This window comes from Burkholderia sp. IT-111MI5 (genome assembly GCF_949752865.1).
GTDB classification, from domain to species: domain Bacteria; phylum Pseudomonadota; class Gammaproteobacteria; order Burkholderiales; family Burkholderiaceae; genus Burkholderia; species Burkholderia pyrrocinia_C.
In genome coordinates, this window is record NZ_CATKIF010000011.1 from 200,662 (window position 1) to 221,726 (window position 21,065).

At 69.3% G+C, this 21,065-nt stretch carries 9 protein-coding genes; 6 read left to right on the forward strand and 3 right to left on the reverse strand.

The features are described 5' to 3' along the window. Window positions 1–103 precede the first annotated feature (103 nt). From ACM6JT_RS09130 to ACM6JT_RS09140, 3 genes are read left to right on the forward strand one after another with little or no spacing between them, the layout of a single operon-like run. Window positions 104–2,983: a xanthine dehydrogenase family protein molybdopterin-binding subunit gene (locus ACM6JT_RS09130; RefSeq protein WP_414856312.1), complete on the forward strand. Its 2,880-nt coding sequence runs from the start codon at window positions 104–106 to the stop codon at window positions 2,981–2,983. After that, the gene (locus tag ACM6JT_RS09135; protein WP_175747747.1) at window positions 2,980–3,666 is read left to right on the forward strand and encodes a (2Fe-2S)-binding protein; all 687 of its coding nucleotides are present in this window, start codon (window positions 2,980–2,982) and stop codon (window positions 3,664–3,666) included. The genes ACM6JT_RS09130 and ACM6JT_RS09135 overlap by 4 nt, the downstream gene beginning before the upstream one ends. Then, a complete protein-coding gene (locus ACM6JT_RS09140) occupies window positions 3,663–4,922 on the forward strand; it encodes a c-type cytochrome (RefSeq protein ID WP_414856313.1) in 1,260 nt (419 codons plus the stop codon). The genes ACM6JT_RS09135 and ACM6JT_RS09140 overlap by 4 nt, the downstream gene beginning before the upstream one ends. A 95-nt stretch (window positions 4,923–5,017) precedes the next feature. On the opposite strand, the gene ACM6JT_RS09145 is transcribed toward ACM6JT_RS09140, so the two are convergent. Continuing rightward, window positions 5,018–5,194, reverse strand: a complete 177-nt coding sequence (locus tag ACM6JT_RS09145) for a hypothetical protein (RefSeq protein ID WP_165948151.1) — start codon at window positions 5,192–5,194, stop codon at window positions 5,018–5,020. Between the two features lie 203 nt (window positions 5,195–5,397). Between ACM6JT_RS09145 and ACM6JT_RS09150 the strand changes: the two genes are divergently transcribed. Further along, a complete protein-coding gene (locus ACM6JT_RS09150) occupies window positions 5,398–5,871 on the forward strand; it encodes a hypothetical protein (protein ID WP_414856314.1) in 474 nt (157 codons plus the stop codon). Window positions 5,872–6,024: 153 nt separating this feature from the next. On the opposite strand, the gene pal is transcribed toward ACM6JT_RS09150, so the two are convergent. Further along, window positions 6,025–6,516 (reverse strand): peptidoglycan-associated lipoprotein Pal, encoded by a 492-nt coding sequence (gene pal / locus ACM6JT_RS09155; RefSeq protein ID WP_131948965.1) that lies wholly within the window; start codon window positions 6,514–6,516, stop codon window positions 6,025–6,027. Between the two features lie 407 nt (window positions 6,517–6,923). Beyond that, the gene (locus tag ACM6JT_RS09160; protein WP_175750346.1) at window positions 6,924–8,135 is read right to left on the reverse strand and encodes a porin; all 1,212 of its coding nucleotides are present in this window, start codon (window positions 8,133–8,135) and stop codon (window positions 6,924–6,926) included. A 164-nt stretch (window positions 8,136–8,299) separates the two neighbouring features. Between ACM6JT_RS09160 and ACM6JT_RS09165 the strand changes: the two genes are divergently transcribed. Then, window positions 8,300–8,512 (forward strand): hypothetical protein, encoded by a 213-nt coding sequence (locus ACM6JT_RS09165; protein ID WP_131946117.1) that lies wholly within the window; start codon window positions 8,300–8,302, stop codon window positions 8,510–8,512. A gap of 120 nt (window positions 8,513–8,632) precedes the next feature. Then, window positions 8,633–20,986: an LWXIA domain-containing protein gene (locus ACM6JT_RS09170; RefSeq protein WP_414856315.1), complete on the forward strand. Its 12,354-nt coding sequence runs from the start codon at window positions 8,633–8,635 to the stop codon at window positions 20,984–20,986. Window positions 20,987–21,065: the final 79 nt, after the last annotated feature.

The following is a 21,065-nucleotide window of genomic DNA, read 5'->3' on the forward strand; positions in this document are numbered from 1 at the left end:
AAATACTATAGGCGATATATCAAAAACAATGCCAGAATGCGCGCCGCTCCGAACGCCGCGACACCCGATCGCCGATCGAGCCGCATCAGGAGGTTCTCCCCACATGAAAAACCACGGCCTGTCACGGCGGGGTTTTCTGAAAGCCAGCGTGCTGGCGGGCGTCGCAGTGTATGTCGCGCCGCTGGGCAGCCGCGCATTCGCGGCGCTCTTCGAAGAAAAACTCCTCACCCCCGTCAAATGGGATAGCGTCACCGGCATCCCCCAATTCCGCATCGACGGCATCGCGAAGGTCACGGGCTCGAAAGTGTTCGCCCGCGACGTCCGCGCGGCCGACATGCCGCACTGGCCGCAGCAGCAGTCGCATGCGCTGATCCTGCGTGTCACGCAGGCCGACCGCACCTACGAAGGCTTCGACCTGTCGCTGCTCGGCGACGACCTGAAACCGGACCGCGTGGTCACGGCCGACGATCTCGCGCGCGACGGCGTTGCGTTCCCGGTGTTCTATGGGGACGACATGCTGTTGCCGGCCGGCAAGACGCCCGCGTATCTCGGCCATGCGGTCGCGATCCTGATCTATCACGACTTCGCGCGCTTCCGCTTCGCGAAGAACGCGCTCAAGTTCCGCGACGACGTGATCCGCTACGGCGCGGTCACGGGCCCGCTCGAGCGCGATCCGTGGGGCACCTTCCGCTATGTGCGCGTGGGCGGCAAGACGGCCTACGACGACGACGTCTATTCGAGCCTGAAGGATGCACCGATCTTCCCGAGCATGATGCGCAAGCACCTGCCGGTATGGCCGGACGGCAAGGAGCACGGCAAGCTCGACGAGCAGGGCATGTTCCTCGCCGCGCAGATCGCCGCCGAGCTCGACCATCCGACGGCCGACTGGCTCGTGTTCGATCGCGAGTACAACACGCAGTCGGTCGACACGGCCGCGCTCGAACCCGACAACGCGAACTGCTGGTACGACGCCGCGACGCAGTCGCTGCATCTCGTCGTGCCGACGCAATCGCCGCTCGAAGTGGCGGAGAACGCGGCCGCGATGGTCGCGAAAACCCGCTTCCCGGTGAAGAAGCTGTTCGTGCATCCGTGCTACACGGTCGGCTACGGTTCGAAGGATCACTTCAACGTGCCGTTCTACGGGCTCGTCTGCGCGCTGTACGCGGACGGCCGCCCGGTGCGTTTCGCGAACGACCGCTACGAGCAGTTCCAGACGTCGCTGAAGCGTCACGCGTTCAGGATGCACTACCGGATCGCGGTCGACCGCAACACCGGCCTGCTGCAGTCGTTCAAGGGCGACTTCGAGGCGAACGGCGGCGGGCGCTCGAACTTCTCGCCGTCGGTGGCGATGGTCGGCGCGACGGCCGCGCAATCGATCTACTACTTCCCGAAGAGCGACCTCGCGGCCGTGGCGATCGCGTCGCGCGCGATCGACGCCGGTTCCGCGCGCGGCTACGGCACGCTGCAGAGCATGGCCGCGACCGAGATGGCGGTCGACGAGATCGCCGCGCAACTGAACCTCGACCCGATCGATTTCCGGCTGCGCAACGCGCTGCGTTCGGGGATGAAGAACACGCAGGGTGCGATTCCGGCCGGCGCGCTGCGCGTCGACGAAGTGCTGGAGCGTGCGAAGCAGCATCCGCTGTGGACGCGCCGCGCCGCGCGCAAGGCGGAATTCGAGGCCGCGAACCCGGGCAAGCGCTACGGCGTCGGCTTCGCATGCGTGCAGAAGGATTTCGGCACGGGCGCGGAAGCGTCGTTCGCGAAGGTCGAGTTCGACGAGCACGGCAAGGTGTCGCTGCAGCATACGGCTGCCGAGATCGGCACGGGCATGTCGACGTCGCAGGCCGTCGCGGTCGCGAAATGGCTCGGCCGTCCGGCGACCGACGTGCGCGTTGCCGTGACCGAGTGGCCGGACCTGCCGGTCGAGACGAGCGGCGATCCGTACATCATGTCGCAGGCCGATCAGGATCGGCTGAGCGCGAACCCGCGCTGGTCGCCGAACTACGCGTCGCCGTCGAGCGCGACGAACTCGGCGTACTACTTCACGCACAGCACACGCGAAGCCGCGCGCGCGGTGTTCCGCTACGGGCTGTGGCCGGCCGCGATGTCGATCTGGACACGCGGCCTCGGCGGCGGCCAGGCCGCGCCGTACACGATCCGCATCGAGGACGCGCGCTGGGTCGACGGCAAGCTGACCGCCGACGGCCTCGAGCCGCTGACGTTCGAGCAGCTCGCGAAGCAGGCGCATGCGCTCGGCCTGCCGACCGGCGCCGTCGTGCACGTGTTCAACCGCTGGCAATGGACCGACGCCGAGTTCGAAGTGGGCGGCACGGTCGAACGTTTGCCGATCGACGGGCTGTCGCTGCGCGTCGGTGCGCCGAAGACGGGCGACGGCAGCGGCCCGGTGCCGGGCACCGCCGCACCGGCCGGCGCGACCGCGATGCACGGCACGCTGCCGCCGACCGCGAACGGCTACCGCGTGCTGGACCGCAAGCGCGTGTTCATCCCGCCGACGAGCCGCAACAACGCGGCCGTCACGTACTACACGGCCGTCGGCACGCTCGTCGAGCTGGCCGTGCACGAAGCGACCGGCAAGGTCGAACTGCTCACGCACCACTCGATCATGGAATGCGGCAACCAGATTTCGCCGCAGCTCGTGTCGGGCCGGTTGCAGGGCGGCCTTGCGATGGGCATCGGCCATGCGCTGCATGAATACCTGCCGCTCTACGAGGACGGCCCCGGCAACGGCACGTGGAACTTCAACCGCTACCCGTTGCCGCGCGCATCCGACGTCGCCGTGTGGTCGCAGACGGGCGACATCCTGCCGCCGCTGTCCGAGACCGATCCGCCGAAGGGCGTCGCCGAAGTGGTGATGATCCCCGTCGTCGGCGCGATCGTGAACGGCATCGCGCACGCGATCGGCCATCGTTTCACCGACCTGCCGGTGACCCCGCAAAAGATTCAGGAGGTGCTCGCATGACGACCGCCCAAACCGCGGCTTCGGCCGCGAGCGCCAGCGCGGCTGCGACTGGCGCGTCCGCGCCGAGCGCGGCTTCGGCCGTGCCGGCATCCGCGCCGGCCGCAGCTCCGGCCGCCGTCGAGCGTCCGCTCGTCCGGTTCCAGCAGAAGCCGCTGTCGGTCAACATCAACGGCAAGTCCGTCGGCCCGATGCAGGTGCCCGAAGGGCTGATGATGATCGAGTTCCTGCACGAGTATGCAGGCCTCACCGGTTCGCGGCTCGGTTGCGGGCAGGGCATCTGCCACGCATGCGTCGTGATCGTCGACAAGCCGGACGGCACGAGCGAGGAAATGCGCACCTGCATTACCGGCGCGCACTTCTTCCACGGCCGCTCGATCCGCACGATCGAAGGCCACGCGAAGCGCAACGACGCGGGCGAAGTGGTCGAGCTGTCGCCGATCCAGCAGAAGTTCCTCGAGCACTTCAGCTTCCAGTGCGGCTACTGCACGCCGGGCTTCGTCAACGCGGCAACCGTGCTGATCGAGCGCCTGAAGCGCGAGCCGGTCGCGAAGGCCGACGTCGAACGCACGATCACCGACGCGCTCGACGCGCACATCTGCCGCTGCACGGGCTACGTCCGCTACTACGAAGCCGTGAAGGACGTGGTGCTGACGACGCCGGGACTCGTGAAGGACGCCGCATGAAACGCACATTCGCCCATCGTGTCGCGCGGGCCGCGGGCCTGCCCGCGCTCGCGGCGGCCTGCGCGCTGCTGCTCGCCGCCTGCGGCAGCCATGACGCGCCGGCCTCGAACGCGGCTACCGGTGCGCCCGGTGCCGACCCGGTCGCGCGCGGCCGTTATCTCGTCAAGGCCGCCGACTGCGCGGCGTGCCACACCGCGAAGGACGGCGCGCCGTTCGCCGGCGGCGCGAAGCTCGATTCGCCGTACGGCACGTTCTATGGCTCGAACATTACGCCCGACAAGGATCACGGGATCGGCAGCTGGAGCGCGGACGACTTTTACGCCGCGCTGCACGACGGCAAGGCGCCGTCCAAGCGGCTGTATCCGTCGATGCCGTACACGTCGTACCGGCAGCTCACGCGTGCCGATACCGACGCGATGTACGCGTACCTGATGACGGTCAGGCCGGTCGCGCAGGAGAACCGCGCGCACGAGCTGAAGTTCCCGTACAACCTGCGCTTCGGCATGGCCGTGTGGGATCTGTTGTTCCTGAAGGACAGCCTGCCGGACGCGTCGGCCGGGCAATCCGCCGACTGGCAGCGCGGCCGTTATCTCGCGGGCGCGCTCGGCCACTGCGCGGAATGCCACACGCCGCGCACGTTCACGGGCCAGCTCGACGGCGCGAAGCCGTTCGCGGGCGCCGCGCTCGGCCGCGTGGCCGCGCCGGACATCACGCCGGCCGGCCTCGCCGCGCGCGGCTGGACGGGTACCGACCTGCAGGCGTTCTTCGGCGTCGGCATCGCGCCGCAAGGCTCGGCGTTCGGCGAGATGTATCCGGTCGTGCACCTGAGCACGCAATACCTGACGAAGGATGACCTGCGCGCGCTGTCCGTGTATCTGCTCGGCGATACGCCGCCCGCGCCGCAGCCCGTGAAGCCGGTGTCGGCCGACGCCGCGCAGCTCGCGGCCGGCCGCTCGGTGTATCTCGCGGTGTGCGCGGGCTGTCACGGCTTCAACGGCGAAGGCAAGCCGCACGTTGCAGTGCCGATGAACGGCAACTCGACGGTGCGCCAGGGCGATCCGCGCAACCTGCTGGTCGCGATGCTCGACGGCATCGACGAGCAGAAATTTGCCGGCTTCGAAAACCTGCAGCCGATGCCGGGTTTCGCGCGCACGCTGAGCGATGACGAACTCGCCCAGCTCGCGAACTACCTGCGCGCGACGTGGGGCGGTCAGCCCGCGAGCGTCACGCCGGCCGACGTGAAGGCGATGCGTTAAGTCCGGGTCACGCCGCAGGGCGGGGCGTCGCGCGCGATGCGGCCGGTTTCCGGTCCTCGCGTGCGATGCATCGTCCGACTTTTCGAGGCGGTTCTTCAGTAGCCGCCGCCACCTCCACCACCGCCTCCGCCACCGCTGCCTCCCGAGCCGCCGCCGCCGTACCGGCTCATGCCCGGTCCTTGCGAAGTGCCGCTGCCCGGCTGCGTACATCCCGCCGACAGCAAAAGCATCAGCGCCGCGATCAACGCCGCGGCCAACGTTGTCGATTTCATTGCAATCTCCTTGCAGCGCGCAGGCCGCAGGACAGGCCGGTTCGCGTGAACCGCGCGTCTGCGCGATGACGAAACGTCTCGGGCGGGCCGTTTATTCCATGCTTTTTGCGTATCGTCGCGCGCGATGGTGCCGGATCGAATCCGCTGCGCGATGCGTTGGTACACTCCGGCACGCCGCCATTCCGATTCCGAATACAAAAACCATGAATGCAACTCTCGAGAGCCCGCCGCGTGAACCGTCGCGTCCGTCCCGGCCCATCGTGCTCGGCTGCCTGTCATTTGCCGTCGGCGGCCCGCTGGTCGCGGCGCTCGTCTGGCCGGGCGTGATGCTGATCGCGTGGACGTTGATCGACGGCCCGTCATGGGACGTGCTGAAAGTCAGCGCCGGCATGGTGCCGATGATCTTCTTCGCGTCGTTCCTGTTCGGCTATTTCCTGCCGGCGACGGTCGCGGGCGGCATCATGGGCGCGATCGGCACGCGGATCCGGCGGCGCTGGTTCGTATTGCTGGGGATCGTCGTGGGCACCTGTTCGATGATCAGTTATGTGCTGCTACAGAGCCGCCTGCTGAACGACGATGAAATCGGCGGCATCAACATGATCGCCATACTCGATTCGTTCGTCACGTCGGCCGTGATGTCGCACTGGCTGCATCGGCGGCTCGAACGCCGGCGTTGAGCGCGAAGCGCCGCGTATCGTGTGCGTGACCGGTGACGCGCATGAACCCGGCGAGCCGAGCGGCACCGCTCGGCCGCGCCCGCGCCCGCGTCCGCGGCCGGCGGCCTGCCACGCGTTCCTTTACGCGGATGCCGCCGTCGCGGCGGCGTCCGGTCAACGATAGACGAGATCGGCGCGGCGGTTCTGCGCCCACGAATCCTCGTCGTGGCCGAGCGCGACCGGCTTTTCCTTGCCGAGGCTGACGGCCTCGAGTTGCGTGCCCGGCACGCCGAGCGTTTCCAGCGCGCTCAACACGGCTTGCGAGCGGCGCTGGCCGAGCGCGAGGTTGTATTCGGACGTCCCGCGTTCGTCGGTGTTGCCCTGGATCAGCACGCGCCGGGCCGGATGGCCGCGCAGGTAGTCGGCGTGCGCCTGCAGCAGCGACTGGAATTCAGGCTTCACGGAATACGCGTCGAAATCGAAATAGATGCTGCGTTTCGCGAGCGGGCTGTTCGGATTGTCGAGATCGTCGGCCGTCACCGTTGCGACGGTTTCGCTCGAGGGCGTCGGCGCCATGCCGGCATTCTCGGGTGTTTTCGCCGCGTGGTGGCAACCGGCCAGCAGTGCGACGGCGGCCAGGACCGCAAATCGGTTCGTTTTGCTCATCGTTCGTCTCCAGCGGTTGACTGCGTTGAAAGCGTGGTGCGTGCCATCGGCACGTACGTATCCGGCTGCAACGGCGCGAAAGGTCCGGCTCCGTCGACGCGATGCATGTCCGTAAGCCGGTGGTGCGCCATATGAAAGAGTGTTGCGACCGGAACACCGAATCACGGCGTCGCTGCAAACAGAGTAGGAAAAATGTCACAACGCGACCAGTTTCTCCGCATTTTTTGCGCGGACGCGACAGTCGGGGACGCATTCTTGCTCCCGCCGGCGCCACGCGGTACGCGCTGACACAGCGAAAAGGCCGCGCGCGGGCGCGGCCCTTTCTGCACCGGTCACCATGATCGAGCGGGGCTCGAAACGCGTGCCGTACGCAATCGACCGGGCAGTGCAGCGGCGAAGCGCCGTCGTCAGAACTTGTGCCGCAGCCCCAGCGCGACGACGACCTGGTTGCTGTTCGCCGAAGGCGTCAGCGTCCAGACGGTCGCGTTGAACGCGGGATTGCCATTGCCGCCGCTCACGCTCTGGTACACGCCTTCGAGATACGCATCCGTGCGCTTCGACAGCGCATAGTCGGCCTGCGCGACGACCTGGTTCCATTTCGGGCGCGTCTGGCCCGTGCGCGTGTCGAAGCGGCCCATCGTGTACGTGTACGCGGCGGCGAGGCTCAACGCGCGCGTGACGAAGAAGCGCCCGTCGACCGTGAAGTTGTCGAACACGAGCGATTCGCCTTTCAGCGGCGCGATATTGCTGCCCTGGAGCACGCCCGTCACGCCGTCGGTGGTCGAGTGCGACCACGCGGCGCCGACCGAATGCGGCCCGAACGCATAACGGCCGGCCGCGGCCCAGATCTGCTGGTTGCCGCCCGTGATCGTCGCCGACCCGTCGACCGTGCTCAGCGCACCGTCCGGGTTCGGCGAATTGCGGTCGCGGCTGATCTTCAGGTAGCCGGCGCCGAGCTTCAGCGGCCCGTTCGCATACGACAGCCCCGCGCTCCATGCCGCGTTGTTGGAGAACTGGCCGGCCGTGTTCGAGAAGCCGAACATCGCGCCGAACGTCAGCCCGCGGTACGTCGGGCTCGTGTATTTCACCGCGTTGTTGATGCGAAGGTTGCGGTTCGAATCGTCGTTGTCGTACGGATGGACCGCGAGGTTGCCGCCCCAGCCGGGGCCGGACGCGCCGAGCGGCGTCACGAAGTCGAGGATCAGGTCGTACTGGCGGCCGAACGTCAGCGTGCCGGCCGTCTTCGAGCTCACGCCGAGCCATGCCTGGCGGCCGAACATGTCGACGCCTTTCTGCGACAGCTTGCCGGTGGTGCCCGAGAAGCCGTTTTCGAGCGTGAAGACCGCGGCCATGCCGCCGCCGAGATCCTCGCGGCCGCGCAGCCCCCAGCGCGACGCGTTCAGTGCGCCGCTCGTCATCGCGACGCTGCCGCTGCCGGGCGAGCCGGCGCCCTGCGTGCGCTGGTTGGTCGAGTAGGTGATCGACGTGTCGATCAGGCCGTACAGCGTCACGCTGCTCTGTGCGTGCACGATGGCCGGCGCGAAGCTGGTCACGCATGCGGCGATCACGGTCCCCGCGACGCGCGCGCCGGCATGCTTGTTCATCTGGTAGGAATGCATAGGAGTTTTTATCGTTTGCCCGGCACGGTGGCCGGCGGATCGAGCGGCCATTATTGGAGATCGTGCGACGGTCGATTAAGGCGTTGCACAGGAAAGGTCCTCTGCGAAATCGAGCGGAATCGCGGCGCGTCGGCGTCGGGGATTCAGTCGGGAGCGGGGCGCGTGTGGTGCAGGAGGAAGTGCGTCGCGGCGTCGGCGGCGCGTTTCGGTTTCAGTGCGGCCGCCGCGGCTTTCGCCAGGCCAATGAGTATTGGCTGGACGACACGGCCGGAGGCAACGGAAAAATTTACCGTTCGTGCTGCGCCGATCCGGTATCGGCAAGCAACGGCCGTTGCCCGCGCCACATTCGTAGCGCACGTTTCCCGGTGCCGGCGTAACCGGGCCGGCGACTACGTAATTCGCGACTTTTTGCGCGTTGTCGGTTCGGCACAATGGACCATTGCGCGTGGCGGCCTGCCGCTTGCCCGGTACGTCACGCATGCCGCGGGAGAACGGACATGGTGTTGATGGCAGTGGGAGGGGGCGGACCGGTCGACGTGCCGCAGCCGCAGAACGACAACAACCCGACGAACGATAACGGGACGAACAACAACGGCGCCGCCGGCGCTCCTCCGGCCCAGACCCCCGAACAGAAGGCCCTCGCCGCGGCGCAGGCCGAGACCCAGCGCCTGCTCCAGCTGGCGCAGGCGGAGATGGCGGCGCTCAAGCGCCTGAACGACCAGGGCGCGTCGCAAGCCGACCTCGACAACCAGGTCAAGAAGGCCGAAAGCGCTTGGGGCGCGGTGCAGGCGGCCGTCGAGAACCAGATGCGCGTTGCCGCGGACGGCGGCGGCGACACGAACAAGGCGATCGCGGGCGTCGCATCGGATCTGCGCAACGCGTCGCCGAAGGATCCCGTGCTCGGCGAGGTGCTCGACGACGCGCAGAAGGCGGTCACGGCGGAATCGGCGCCCCAGCGGGCGACCAACGAGAAGGCATTCCAGTTCGCGCTGGCGGTGCAGCACGACCAGGACGCGTATGCCGACGTGAAGCAGTACAACGCGCTGCCGGGCGGCGTCCGGCGCGCCGACCCCGAAACCGGTGCGCAGTTGCGTCAGGCGGCCAGCGCGGCCGATGCGAACAGCGACACCGCCTACACGGCGCTGACGACCGCACTGCGCCACGAATACAGCGTGTCGGCCGCGACGCTGCGCCTGAACGGCGCGAAGGCAGACTACGCGGCGTGGCAGAAGGAGCCGGGCGGATTGCGCCGTGCCGACGAAGCCGACATCACGCGGGAGATGTCGCAGGCACAGAGCCAGTACGACAAGGTGGTGACGGGCGGCGACGACACCGCGCTGACCTACGTGACGGCCGACGAGCAGAAACAGGCCGTCGCGTCCGTGAAGCAGAACCACGACGGCATGTGGTACACCGGCCTCGTCGACGCATTCGGCGAGCAAAGCCAGCTCCAACGCACGATCGCGACGATCAATCCCGACGATCCGTCGCTGTCGCCGCAGATGAAGCAGCTCGCGCAGTCCGATCCGGTCACCTTTGCGCTGCTGCAGGACACGGGCCAGACCGTCGATCCGAACGACCCGAAGCTGTCGACCCAGGAGAAGGACCTGGCGAAGCGGAATCCGCTCGCGGAGGCGTTCGTCAAGCTGACGGGCATCGAGGTGAACCCGGAAAACGTGAAGGATCCGGCCGCGGCCAAGACGCTGAAGGATCAGATCGACCAGCAGGGCGTGTTCCAGTATGCGATGGGGAAGGTCGACCCGAAGTCGCCGGGGCCCGGGTACCAGAAGATCCAGTTGCTGCTCGCGGCGGCGCCCGACGTGCGGCTGCAGTACACGAAGCAGCAGGTCTCGCAGCTGATGCAGAACCCGGGCAGCAACCCCGGCGCCGCGCTCCAGGTGCTGAAGACCAACATGGACGCATCGTTCTCGCTGGACGAGCGCCAGACGCTGTGGACGCAGGCCGGCCAGCCGCATTTCGACGCGAACTTCATCCATTCGCAGATCGATCCGCTGATGCAGAAGCCCGATTCGAAGGCGACGGACCAGGCGAGCATGCAGGCGCGTTACGACGGCCGGATGAATGCCGACAAGGCCGGCAAATGGATGCAGGACATCCTCGCCAATGCGCCGCCCGAATTCGCGGGCGTCGTGCTCGACACCGTGAAGAAGGATTTCGGCAACAAGTGGACGCAGTCGAACACGGGCACGCCGCAGCCTTACGGGGACGGCACCGAGTTCTACAAGGGGCTCAGCAAGGCGGTCGGGCTGGCCGACCAGCAGCCGACCGCGAACGGCGAGCCCGTGCATCGCGAGGACGACGTCGCGAGCTGGCTGCTCGACGCCAACGGCAACGCGAAGACGATGATCTACACGCTGCGCGGCAGCGACACGGGATACGGGTTCGACGGCGTGCGCCAGGCGCTTTCGTCCGGCGTCGATCCTTCGCTGTCGAAGGCGCTGCTGTCGAAGATGCAGAACGACGACCGGTTCCGCTCGGGTTTCGCGAACGACTTCCAGCTCCGCTACCAGCAAGGCACCGAGCACGCGCAGAGCAACCAGAACAAGCAGGCCGCGACGGCCAGCTACAACCTGTTCAAGTCCGATCCGGACAAGCAGCTGAAGGCGTACTTCAACGACTTCCAGAAGAACTTCGACGGCCAGTCCCGGACGTTCACGGTCGGTTCCGACCAGCTCACGAACTTCGTCGGCGCGGGGCTCGGGATACAGCCCGACGACCCGGGCGCGGTGCCGACCGACGCGAAAGACGTGCCGTCGATGGCGCTGCTCGAGCAGATGATCGTCGGCAACGGGCAGTTGCTGAACGGCACGGCGGTGAACAGCAAGTCGCTGTACGCGCAGAATTCGGCCGCGACGAAGATGATCCAGACCGTCGTCGACCAGATCCGGAAAGTCGGCGGCGATCACGCGGTCGTGTCGCTGGTGCCGATCTACTACGTGTCGAAGAGCACGGGCACCGCGCCGAGCGCGCTGTTCAAGGTGCAGGTCGACGGGCATCCGGACCAGTACAAGCTGATCGACGATCGCGGCTGGAAGTACGACACCGTCGACGACTACCAGCACAACAATGCGCTGTCCGACGACGGCAAGCTGTACGTGCCGAAGAACCTGAAGCTCGATGGGTCGCCCGTCGATCTCGGGCAATACGAACCGATCGACGCGCACAAGACGGAGTGGTACCAGCACGCCGAACACATTCTCGAGATCGGCACCGGCATTCTCGCGGCGGCCGGCGGCGTCGTGCTGGTCGCGAGCGGAATCGGCGCGCCGGTCGGCGGCGTGCTGCTCGGCGCGGCCTGGACCGCGGTCGGCGCGGGGATGGCGGTCGGCGTGCCGGCTGCGATCGGCGACCTGAAGAACCTGAGCGATCACGGCCAGTCGACCGGCTTCGGCAATGCGCAGGCGCGCGGCGACTGGATCAGCCTGATCGGCAGCGGCGCGGGCATCGCAGGCGGCGGGCTCGGCGTGGCGGCGAAGTCGCTCGCGGAGGCGTCGTCGCTGCTGCGCACGACCGGGAAGATGTCGGACATCCTCACGATTGCGTCGCGCGGCGAGGGCGCCACGGTCGAAACGGCCGGCCTGGGCCGCTTCGCGCAGGAAGCCGACGCGTTCCAGTCGCTTGCGCAGACGACGGGCCGCACGTCGCAGGTGTTCAACCTCTCGGGCGGCGCGATCGGCGGCTACCAGATGGTCGACCAGGGCGCGTCGCTGATCAAGAACTGGGACGCGATGTCCGATTCCGATCGTGCGCAACAGCTGCTGAACCTCGGCATCGGCGTCGCGCAGATGGGCCTCGGTTCACACGCGCTGATGGAACGGCCGATTCGCGCGATCACGAAGACGCCCGCGCCGCCGGCGCCGCGGCCGACGACGATCGACGTCGTGCACACGATGCTCACCAGCGGACTGGTGAACCAGCGTCTCGCGGTGGGCGAGATCGGCAACCCGTGGCAGCACGCCGAGCAGCAGGCACGCAGTTTCGGCGAACCGGCCGACAACGGCGAGCCGGTCGCGCCGGCCGAAACCGGCTTGCGGTCCAGATTCTCCGCGTGGCTGCGCGCGCGCCGCACCCAGGGCACGCCGGAAGACGGCGACGTGACGCTGCTGCGGCTCGCGCCCGACGCCGAAGCGGGCGACGGCGCGGTGACGCCGGCGGTCGCCGGCGCGCTGGCGGGCGATGAGGCGGCGCCGACCGAGGCCGGTGCGCCGGGGACGGTGGCGCGCCCCACGTCGTGGGCGATTCCCGCGCATGTCGCCGCCGATCCGGAGATCCTGAGCAGCGTGGTCGGGTCGATCCTCGAGAGCGGCAACCGTCTCGAGCATGTCGAGTACTACGTATACGCGCTGGAGGACGCGGCAGGCAACGTGCGCGTGCCGGAGGAAGACGGGCTGCCCGCCACCGAACGGGGCAATCTGTGGGACGACATGCAAGTGGCGAAGGCGGATGCGCGCCGCGCCCGCGCGGCCGACGATGCGGCGGCCCGCGCGGCCGCGTCGCCCGACGACGAAGGCACGATCGGCGTGACCCGCTATACGGCCTATTACGACGCGCTGATGGTCGGCGGCGAAGGCGTGGCGGCCGGCCGCTACCGGATCGCGCTGGTCGACAGCAGCGCGCTCGCCGCGGACGGCACGGTGCCGCCCGAGGCGGTCGTCGGCCACGTCGGGCTCAACGACGCCGGCAATGCGTTCGTGCTGTCGATGAACGACGCGTACGACCGTACGCTGCAGGTGGTGTATCCGCGCGGGTTCGATCCGGCCAAGCCGCTGATCCGCAGCGAGGACGGCCGGCGCATCGACGTGATCAACGCGCCGCACGGACTGAGAGAAACGCAGTGGGGCGCGTATCCGCGCCGCGAAGCCGATCTCGCGATCTATTCGGACCATCCGCAGCAGCCCGAGAACCAGCTGCCGGCCGGTGAACGGCCGCTGATGCCGGTGCCGCCCGGCTATTTCGCGGTGTATGCGCACGCGTGGGCCGATGCGTTCGCGAGCGCGACCGGCAAGGCGATGAGCGCCGACGATCTCGCGGAAATGGTGCGTCAGAGCGGCTGGGACGGCAAATCGCCGGTGATCCTTTATGCATGCGGCGCGGGCACGCGGGTGACTTCGCTCGCGCAATTGCTGGCGAACGTGCTGGGGGTGGACGTCTACGGCGCGAGCGGCTTCGTCGCGTGGCGATCGCCGCGCTATCGCAACGACGGCAGCCCCGCCTCGGGCTATGCGGGCGGCATCGTGGTGGAGCCCGGCGCGCCCAACTATGCGGGGGTGCCCGACCATTCGGTGCAGCATGCGCCGCGCACCTACCGTTTCTCGCCGGCCTTGGCGGTCATCGACCAGGGCGCGCATCCGGTCAACTGGAGCAACGTGGCGCTGCGCCCGGTGTCGAACGGCTGGGGCGGCGGCGATAGCTCGGGTGACGTGCGCGTGCCGCTCGGCGTGTACGTGTGGCGCGTGCTGACGCGGCGCGGGGCGATCGTCAATCCGCGCAGCGGCCGCTCGGCGAGCGCGCTCGAGATGACGCACGCGCTGGAGGATCTGGCGTGGAAAGGCTATACGCCGGGCGTGCCGGTCGCGCTGGAGGGGCCGCACAGCGGCGCCGATCCCCAGTTGCTGCAGGAATTCGCGGACCTGATCCAGGCACCGGTATTCGGCCGGCTCGGCGACGACGACGCGGCCGGGTGGCGGCGCGCGATCCCCAACCCGAACCGCCGGCTCGCGCGCTTCCAGATCGAACCCGACGTGAACGGCAAGTTCTCGCCGGGCCGCGCGCAGCCGGTGCGCATCAATCCGCTGGAACTGCGGCCGGTGCCGGGCTCGAGCGTCGTGAACCTGCTCGGCCACGCGACCGCGCGGCAGTTCCTGAAGGTGTCGGGTTTCGACATCGCCGAATCGCACGGCACGAAGCCGCGCGACGTGAGCTGGGAAAGCTCGGCCGCCGTCACGCAAGGCGGCAGCACGATGTCGCCGCGGGAATTCGCCCGCAAGCTACTTGAGGATCCCGCCTATACGGAGGGCAACGGCGTGCTGCTGACGGGCTGCTATCTCGGTTCCGGCGGCTACCCGTTCGCGCAGGAGCTCGCATACGAACTGCAGGTGCCCGTGATCGCGTCGATCGCGTCCAACTCGGTGCGCGGCACCGGGGCGCTGTTCCTGCATCCGAACAGCGACGACATCGTCGTGCCGGCACACGATCCCGACGTGTCGACGCGGCTCTATCTGCATATCCCGGAGACGCCCGATGCGACCGACCCGCCGATGGTGTTCGCGCGGCGGGGCGAGCCTGTGCGGGGCGCGGCCACGCCCGGCGACGCACCGGTCGAACCGGTGCGCCCGATCGAAGCGCAGATCGATCCGGAAGCGGACAGCGGGCGGCGCGGCAACGCCGGCACGCCGGAGGAGGCCGGGCGGCCCGCGCCTGGGCCGACGCCGCGCGGGCCCGCGCATCCGCGTCTTGCGCCCGAACCGGACGCGGGCGAGCCGCCCGTTTATGTGCCGACCCCGCTCGTCGAGGTCGGGCCGGGACAGATTTTCACCGCCGACGAATGGGCCGCGCGCACCGAGCAGGCCGCCGAAGCCGACGCGGACGACGGCCTGTCCGGCATCCCGCAGAAGATTTATCCGAAGAACAGCCGCGTCTATACGGACCGCAAGGTCGTCAACGACGGCGTCGTCACGACGACGGTTCATGGCCAGACGGTGCTGCAGCCCGGCTTCGAAGACGTGACCGGCGTCGACGCGACACAGCATCCCGAATTCCTGCGCCCGGCCGACACGCTGCTGATGCCTGCCGACGATCCGCTGCATGCGATCGGCGCGCGCGGACTGATGTCGCCGCCCGGCCATCACGTGGTGTTCGGCCACGGGATTTCCGCCGACGCGATGCTGGGCCCGGACGGGCGGCATCTCACGCCGGACGAGGTGGCCGAGCGCGTCGCGCCGCTTCTCGAGCCGGACCAGGACGTGACGCTGTATTCCTGCTACGGTGGCTCGAGCAAGCACGATCCGCTGCGCATCGCGCCCGGTCAGGTGCGGGCCGCGAGCGCGACGTTCGCCCAGGCGCTCGCGCAGCGCCTGTCCGAGCTGACCGGGCGGCCGACGTCGGTCTGGGCGCCGCCGGACATCCTGCTCGTCGAGCGCGACGGTTCCGCCACCGTGCGCGGGACGCGGCCGACCGGCCAGGTCGACAAGGATCGTCTCGCGATGCGGGTGTTCCGCGGCGAGCCCGCACGCGCGGGCCGCCCGGCATTGCCCGCCGCGCCGGACGCGGCGCCGTCGCCGGCAACGGCACGTACGGCGGCGCGGCCGATGGCCGACGGACCGGTGCGCCCGACCGTGCCGCGCGTCCCCGATCCGACGTTCGCCGATCCGGACTACGATTTCACGCCGATTCCGGACGATACGTTCGAATCGGTCACGCTCGATCATGCGTTCCGCGGCGCGCTGGCCGACCGGCCGGGCGTGATCGGCGACGCCGCGCGCGTGACGCGCGCCGGCGGCACCGTGAGCCAGCACTGGCCGAGCGGTTTCCTCGACGGACCTGAGCCCACCCGCGTGATCGACGGCGTGATGCAGGCGTTCGACGAGGCCGGGCTGACGAACCTGCGCGTCGAGTTCGTGACGCGCGACGGCAGCGTCGTGCTCGGCGAAGGCACCGATTTCGGTGCGCTCGATCCCGAGGACGGCTGGTTCCGTTTCAGCGGCACGGTGCCCGACGCGGCGGCAGGTGCCGCGCATGCGTCGAGCCACGCGGGAAGCGAAGCGCGGCCTGCGTTGGCTGAAGGTACGCGGCTCGTCGGGCACGACGAACTGGGGCGCGCACTCGATGCGGCGCGCGGCGCGGCAAGCGACTACGCGTACGTGCCGGTCGACGCGCTGCCCGACGAAACCGCGTTCGCACGCGGCGACCTGACCGCGCAGGAACGCGTCGCGGCCAGCGCGACGGCGAATCTGGCCGCGGTCGACGCTGCCGCACCGGCCGATGTCGTGCTGCTGTCGACGCTCGGCCACGATCCGGCAAGCGCGCTGCGCGTCACCACGCCCGGCGGCGAGCTGTTCAAACCGGCCGGCGTCGACATGTATGTCGTGCGGACCCGCGACGCGGCAACCGGCGACGTGTCGTACCGGCTCGTCGGCGTGGATCGCTCCGGATTGCCGGAAGGCTATGCGGCCGTGCATGCCGGCGGAACGCGCGCGGTCGGCGCGGCCGACGGCAGCCCGACCTGGCCGATGATCGGACCGGCGGGGCCGGCGGCCAGCCGGCTCACGGGGCCTGCCGGCGATCCGTCCGGCGCGCCGACGCCAGCCGCGGCAGCCGGTCATGCGGGCGCGCCCGCCGTGCCGGAGGGCGCCACGGTGGCCGCGGCGGCCGAAGTCCAGGCAAGCGCCGCCGCATGGCTCGACAGCCTGGAGCGGCGCACGCTGACGCGCGTCGACGGCGCGCATGCGCCGACCCTCGACGGACTCGCGCGCCGGCTCGGCCCCAACGCGCACGTGCTGGTCGCCGTGCATGCCGCGCGGCCCGCCGCGGACGCCGAACATGCGCCGCCGACCGTCGTCGCGGTGCTCGAGACCGACGCGAACGGTGCGCTCGGTCCGGTGCGGATGCTGGACGGCAAGCGCGTGCCGAACGCGCTCAAGAAGGCGCTGACGAATGCCGGCAGCAAGGGGCGCAATACGCGCCGCAGCTACGACTTCTATGTGTCGCCGGTTGCGCACGACGAACTGATGCACTTCGGCGGCCCGTCGACGATCAAGACGCCGGACGGCAAATCGTCGTGGCCGGTGGCGGCATCGAACCGACAAGTCGATGGCGAGCTGGCCGCCGACATCGCGAAGCTGCAGGACGCGCCGCGCTTCAAGCGGCCGCGTCAGGCCGTGCGCGCGGTCGAAGGCGACCGTCGCTGGATCCACGTGATCGACGACGAGACGGGCAAAGTGCTCGGCTACGCGGAGCGCAACGCGGCTCACGAATGGAAGTACTACGAGAAGGCGCCGCTCGCCGACACCGAGATTCCCGAACAGGATCTGCGCGCGGTGTTCCGGCGGCGGCGCAGGGGCGGCATTCCGGTCGGACGCTCGCCTCGGCGCGGCATCCGCTTCGTGGCCAGCGACGTCAAGCCCGAGACCGTCGACCGGATCGGCGGCTTTCGGCCGGCGAAGGAGCCCGATACCGACACGAAGCCGCGCCGCACGGCGGGCGACACGTTCCAGTCGATCGTGCCGACCCGCCGGCCGCTGGTGCGCGCGGACGCGGAGCAGGGCGGGGGCGACACCGCGTCGCGCTCGCCGCTCGTCGATCCGCATCTGTTGCCGTCCGACCAGTCCGCGTTCAACGCGGTCGACTTCAGCGGCAACAGCGTGCCGCACCTGCTGACCGCGATCCGGAACGGCTCGGTGAGCGGCAGCCAGCACGTGATCTACGTGTTCGAGACCGACGGCCCGGTGGCGGAAGCGCTCGGCGACCCGCGCGGCGTGATCGCCGAGCGCAACGGCGAGATGCGCTGGTTCGACAACGTCCGCGACGCGAACAACGCGAGCCGCAACGGTGTCGCGCTCGACGAAATGCCGATCGGCACCGACCGGTTCGGCGCGGACATGCATTTCCTGCTCACGCAACTGTCGCCGCGCGAATTCCTGAAGGCCGCGCGGCCGACGCGCGTCGCGGCGCTCGAGGCGCGCGAGCAGGCGCTGCTCGGGCAACTGCGTGACGCGGAGGCGCGCGGCCGCCAGTCCGCGCCGTTCCGCGCGCTCGCGGCGCGCACGCGGCTCGGCTACAACGAAGTGCGCGGCGAATTGCAGCGCCTGCGGCGGAGCGGCTTCTCCCGCAACGGCGCGGCGCTGGAGACGCTGGCGATCGAGCCGTACCAGCCGGGGCTGTCGTCGACCACGGTCGTCGAGTTCAACTTGCGCAACGGCGCGGCCAAACCCGAGCAGTACTTCCCCACGCACGAGCAGGTCGAGGCCTTCAACAAGCAGGCGCAGCGCGCCGGCAACACGGAGGATCTGGTGCTGAAGGGCGAGCCGCAGGCCGTGATGGTCGACGTGGGCATGTGGCGGACGCTGCTCAACAAGCTGTATGTCGCACGCGACGTGTCGACGTCGTCGTCGCGCTTCCTGCCGGTGCCGGGCAGACAGCACACGCGCCGGTTCGGCGCGGCGACGGTCGCCGACAAGCGCATCCGGCAGATCTTCACGCGCTCGAACGCGCAGTTGCAGGACCGCATGGTGCCGATGGCGCGTTCGTTCTCGCTGAGCGACGATCCGGCGCTGATGACGAAGCAGGTCGAGCGGCACGGCGGCGTGATGCCGGTCGTCACGCTCGTGGTCGATCCGCATTCGCTCGCGGCGGCGCTCGGCAAGGCGCACGATCCGGATTTCCTGCGCGCGGTGGATGCGCTCGGCGACCAGAAAAACGCCGTGTTCGACGGCGAGAACGGAATGATCCATCCCGCGCCCGGCACGGACGGCAAGGCGCTCCCGCTCGACGATCTCGCGCATCTGCATCGCTGGCTCGACGAGGCCGCGCGCTCGGGTTTCGCGATCCGGCTCGAGACCGCGCCGTCGCGCGCGCTCGTATCCGGCGCCGACTACCGGTTCCAGTCGGGCACCAACGACACCTATCACGACTATGTGCGGATGTTTACGGCGCTCGAACGCTGGGCCAACGCGAATCCGGGCGTCGCGGCGCCGAACGTGATGGTCACGTTCCACGGCTGGGACGCGGTGCCGGAGTCGGTGCCGGGCGGCGGCCATGAAAAGCTGCTGCGCGCGGTGCTCGAACGCAACGGGCTCGAGTGGGTGCACATGGGCCTGTCGTACGGCACGCACGGCGCGGACTTCATCGGCAACCACGATCTCACCGGCGCGCTCGCGAAGCTGATCGTCGAATACCGCAACCGGCCCGACGTGATCGGACGCCTGCACGGTGCCGACGCGCTGACGCGCGTGTTCGAGCGCGTCGACCGGCAGACGCTGGCGAACCAGCATCAGCTGCTGTTCGCGGAAGTCGAGCGGATCGGCGCGGCGCACGGGATGACGCCCGCCGACGTGGCCGCGCTGCGTCAGCAGCTCTACGAAGGCAACACGACCGTGTGGCTGAACCAGGCGCGCAAGGCGACGATCGAGCATGCGATGCCGCTATGGGAAGCCGACGGCAATCCGCCGCGCAACGAGACGGAACGGGGCGCGCGCACGTTCGGCGGGCGCTGGCTGGAACAGTACGGCGCCGGCGTGCCCGACCGGGTGACCACCAGCGCGCGGCCGGCCGCGGCGGACCCGCTCGACCACTGGCGTGCGGTCGTGCACGATCCCGCGCTGATCAACGACGGCACGAAGCCGATCGGCGCGAGCCGTCGGGAAGCCGCGCAACTCGCCAAGGTGAAGATTCCCGACGAGAAGCGTGCGCAGGCGGAACTGCATGCGCTGCGGGTGCATGACGAGCCGCTCGGCAACCAGACGCCGCCGCCGTCGCCGCAGCGGATTGCCGGCGACATCGCGGTGGCCACCGCGACCGGCGGCGCCGGGGCGTTCGCGCTCGTCACGCTGGGCAGGGAGTCGCTTCGCACCGCGTCGAATTCGCTGTATGCGGGGCTGCGGGTCGGTCGCGTGTTCCAGGCGCTGCATCATGGCGCGGTCGCGAGCCTGAAGAACGGCGACCCGCGCGTGTTCGACCGGGTGGTCGACCGGCTCGTGCGCGGGTTGCAGACGCAACTGAAGGCGAACGGCTTCGACGTGGATGGGCGCGGCGCGCAACTCGTGCAGATCGCGCACGAAGGCAAGGCCAAGGCCGCGCAACTGCGCGCGCTCAACGATGACGGCGTGCTGTCGTTCGACGACACGGTGACGCACACCAAGGCAATCGCCGCCGACATGCTCGCGCAGATGCAGGGCGTGGTGGGCGGCACGTCGCTGAAGCTGCTGCACCACGGCAGCCCGCGGCACTCGGTGGGCCGGGTCGGCCGCGTGCTCGCGCTCGGCGGTTACGGCGGCTCGATCACGATGAACGCGGCTCGGGCGATCGCAAAGGGCGACTGGCTGGCCGGCGGGCAGGCCGTGGGCGGCATCTTCAGTGGGCTCTATACCGGCATCGTCTACAAGGGCAGCCTGCGCGGCGTGAATGCGGACAATCGCAGCCAGCTGGCGCGCACCGTGAGTGCGACCGGCGACTACCTGACCTCGGCCATGAGCATCGCGAGCGGCATTCATACCGCGATGACGGGCGATCCGACCACCGGCACGCTGACGACGATGTCCGGCATGCTGCTCGGCGCCGGGCGCCTGCATACGCATTTCCCGAATGCGACGCCGTGGCTGGAGCGCTTGCCGACCGGCATCGCGCTGGCGCCGGTGGCGATCTTCGGCGTCATGCAGGGGATCAATCTCGTCACGTCGGCGATGGCGCCGGACCAGCAGAACCAGCCGCCGGCCGGTCCGAACGCCGGCACACCGACGCCGGGCGCGTCGCCCACGCCGTCGGCCGGCGCGACGACGGCGCCGGCCCAGCCGAGTGCTTCCGCGACGCCGTCGGCACCGGCGTCTGCCCAGCCGAGCGCATCCGCGACGCCGTCGCAACCAGCGCAGCCTCCGTCGAGTTCGCCAAGTGCCACGCCGCTGACCGTGAATGTGGTCGCGGGCGATTCGTTGTGGACGATTGCCGAACGTCACGAAGGATCGCTGCTGGCCGCGGCCCACGTGCCGGCCGATCAACAGCAGCGGATGTCGGACGGTCAGCGGATCAACGTCGCGCTCAACGAAATCCTGCAGCTCAACCGGAATCTGGCGAGCAATCCGGGCGAGATCGCTCCCGGGCAGCAGGTGATCGTCGGGTGATGGATGGCGGCGCGTTCGGGCGGTGCTTGCCGGAGTATGGAGGCAAGCACCGGATCAGTCCGTGGTGCTCGGGTGATGG

Bases quoted from the DNA above. Each gene is read 5' to 3' on its own strand.
- ACM6JT_RS09170 (WP_414856315.1), top strand. From the start codon at position 8,633: ATGGTGTTGATGGCAGTGGGAGGGGGCGGACCGGTCGACGTGCCGCAG.
- ACM6JT_RS09130 (WP_414856312.1), top strand. From the start codon at position 104: ATGAAAAACCACGGCCTGTCACGGCGGGGTTTTCTGAAAGCCAGCGTG.
- ACM6JT_RS09135 (WP_175747747.1), top strand. From the start codon at position 2,980: ATGACGACCGCCCAAACCGCGGCTTCGGCCGCGAGCGCCAGCGCGGCT.
- ACM6JT_RS09145 (WP_165948151.1), bottom strand. From the start codon at position 5,194: ATGAAATCGACAACGTTGGCCGCGGCGTTGATCGCGGCGCTGATGCTT.
- ACM6JT_RS09150 (WP_414856314.1), top strand. From the start codon at position 5,398: ATGAATGCAACTCTCGAGAGCCCGCCGCGTGAACCGTCGCGTCCGTCC.
- ACM6JT_RS09140 (WP_414856313.1), top strand. From the start codon at position 3,663: ATGAAACGCACATTCGCCCATCGTGTCGCGCGGGCCGCGGGCCTGCCC.
- ACM6JT_RS09160 (WP_175750346.1), bottom strand. From the start codon at position 8,135: ATGCATTCCTACCAGATGAACAAGCATGCCGGCGCGCGCGTCGCGGGG.
- pal (WP_131948965.1), bottom strand. From the start codon at position 6,516: ATGAGCAAAACGAACCGATTTGCGGTCCTGGCCGCCGTCGCACTGCTG.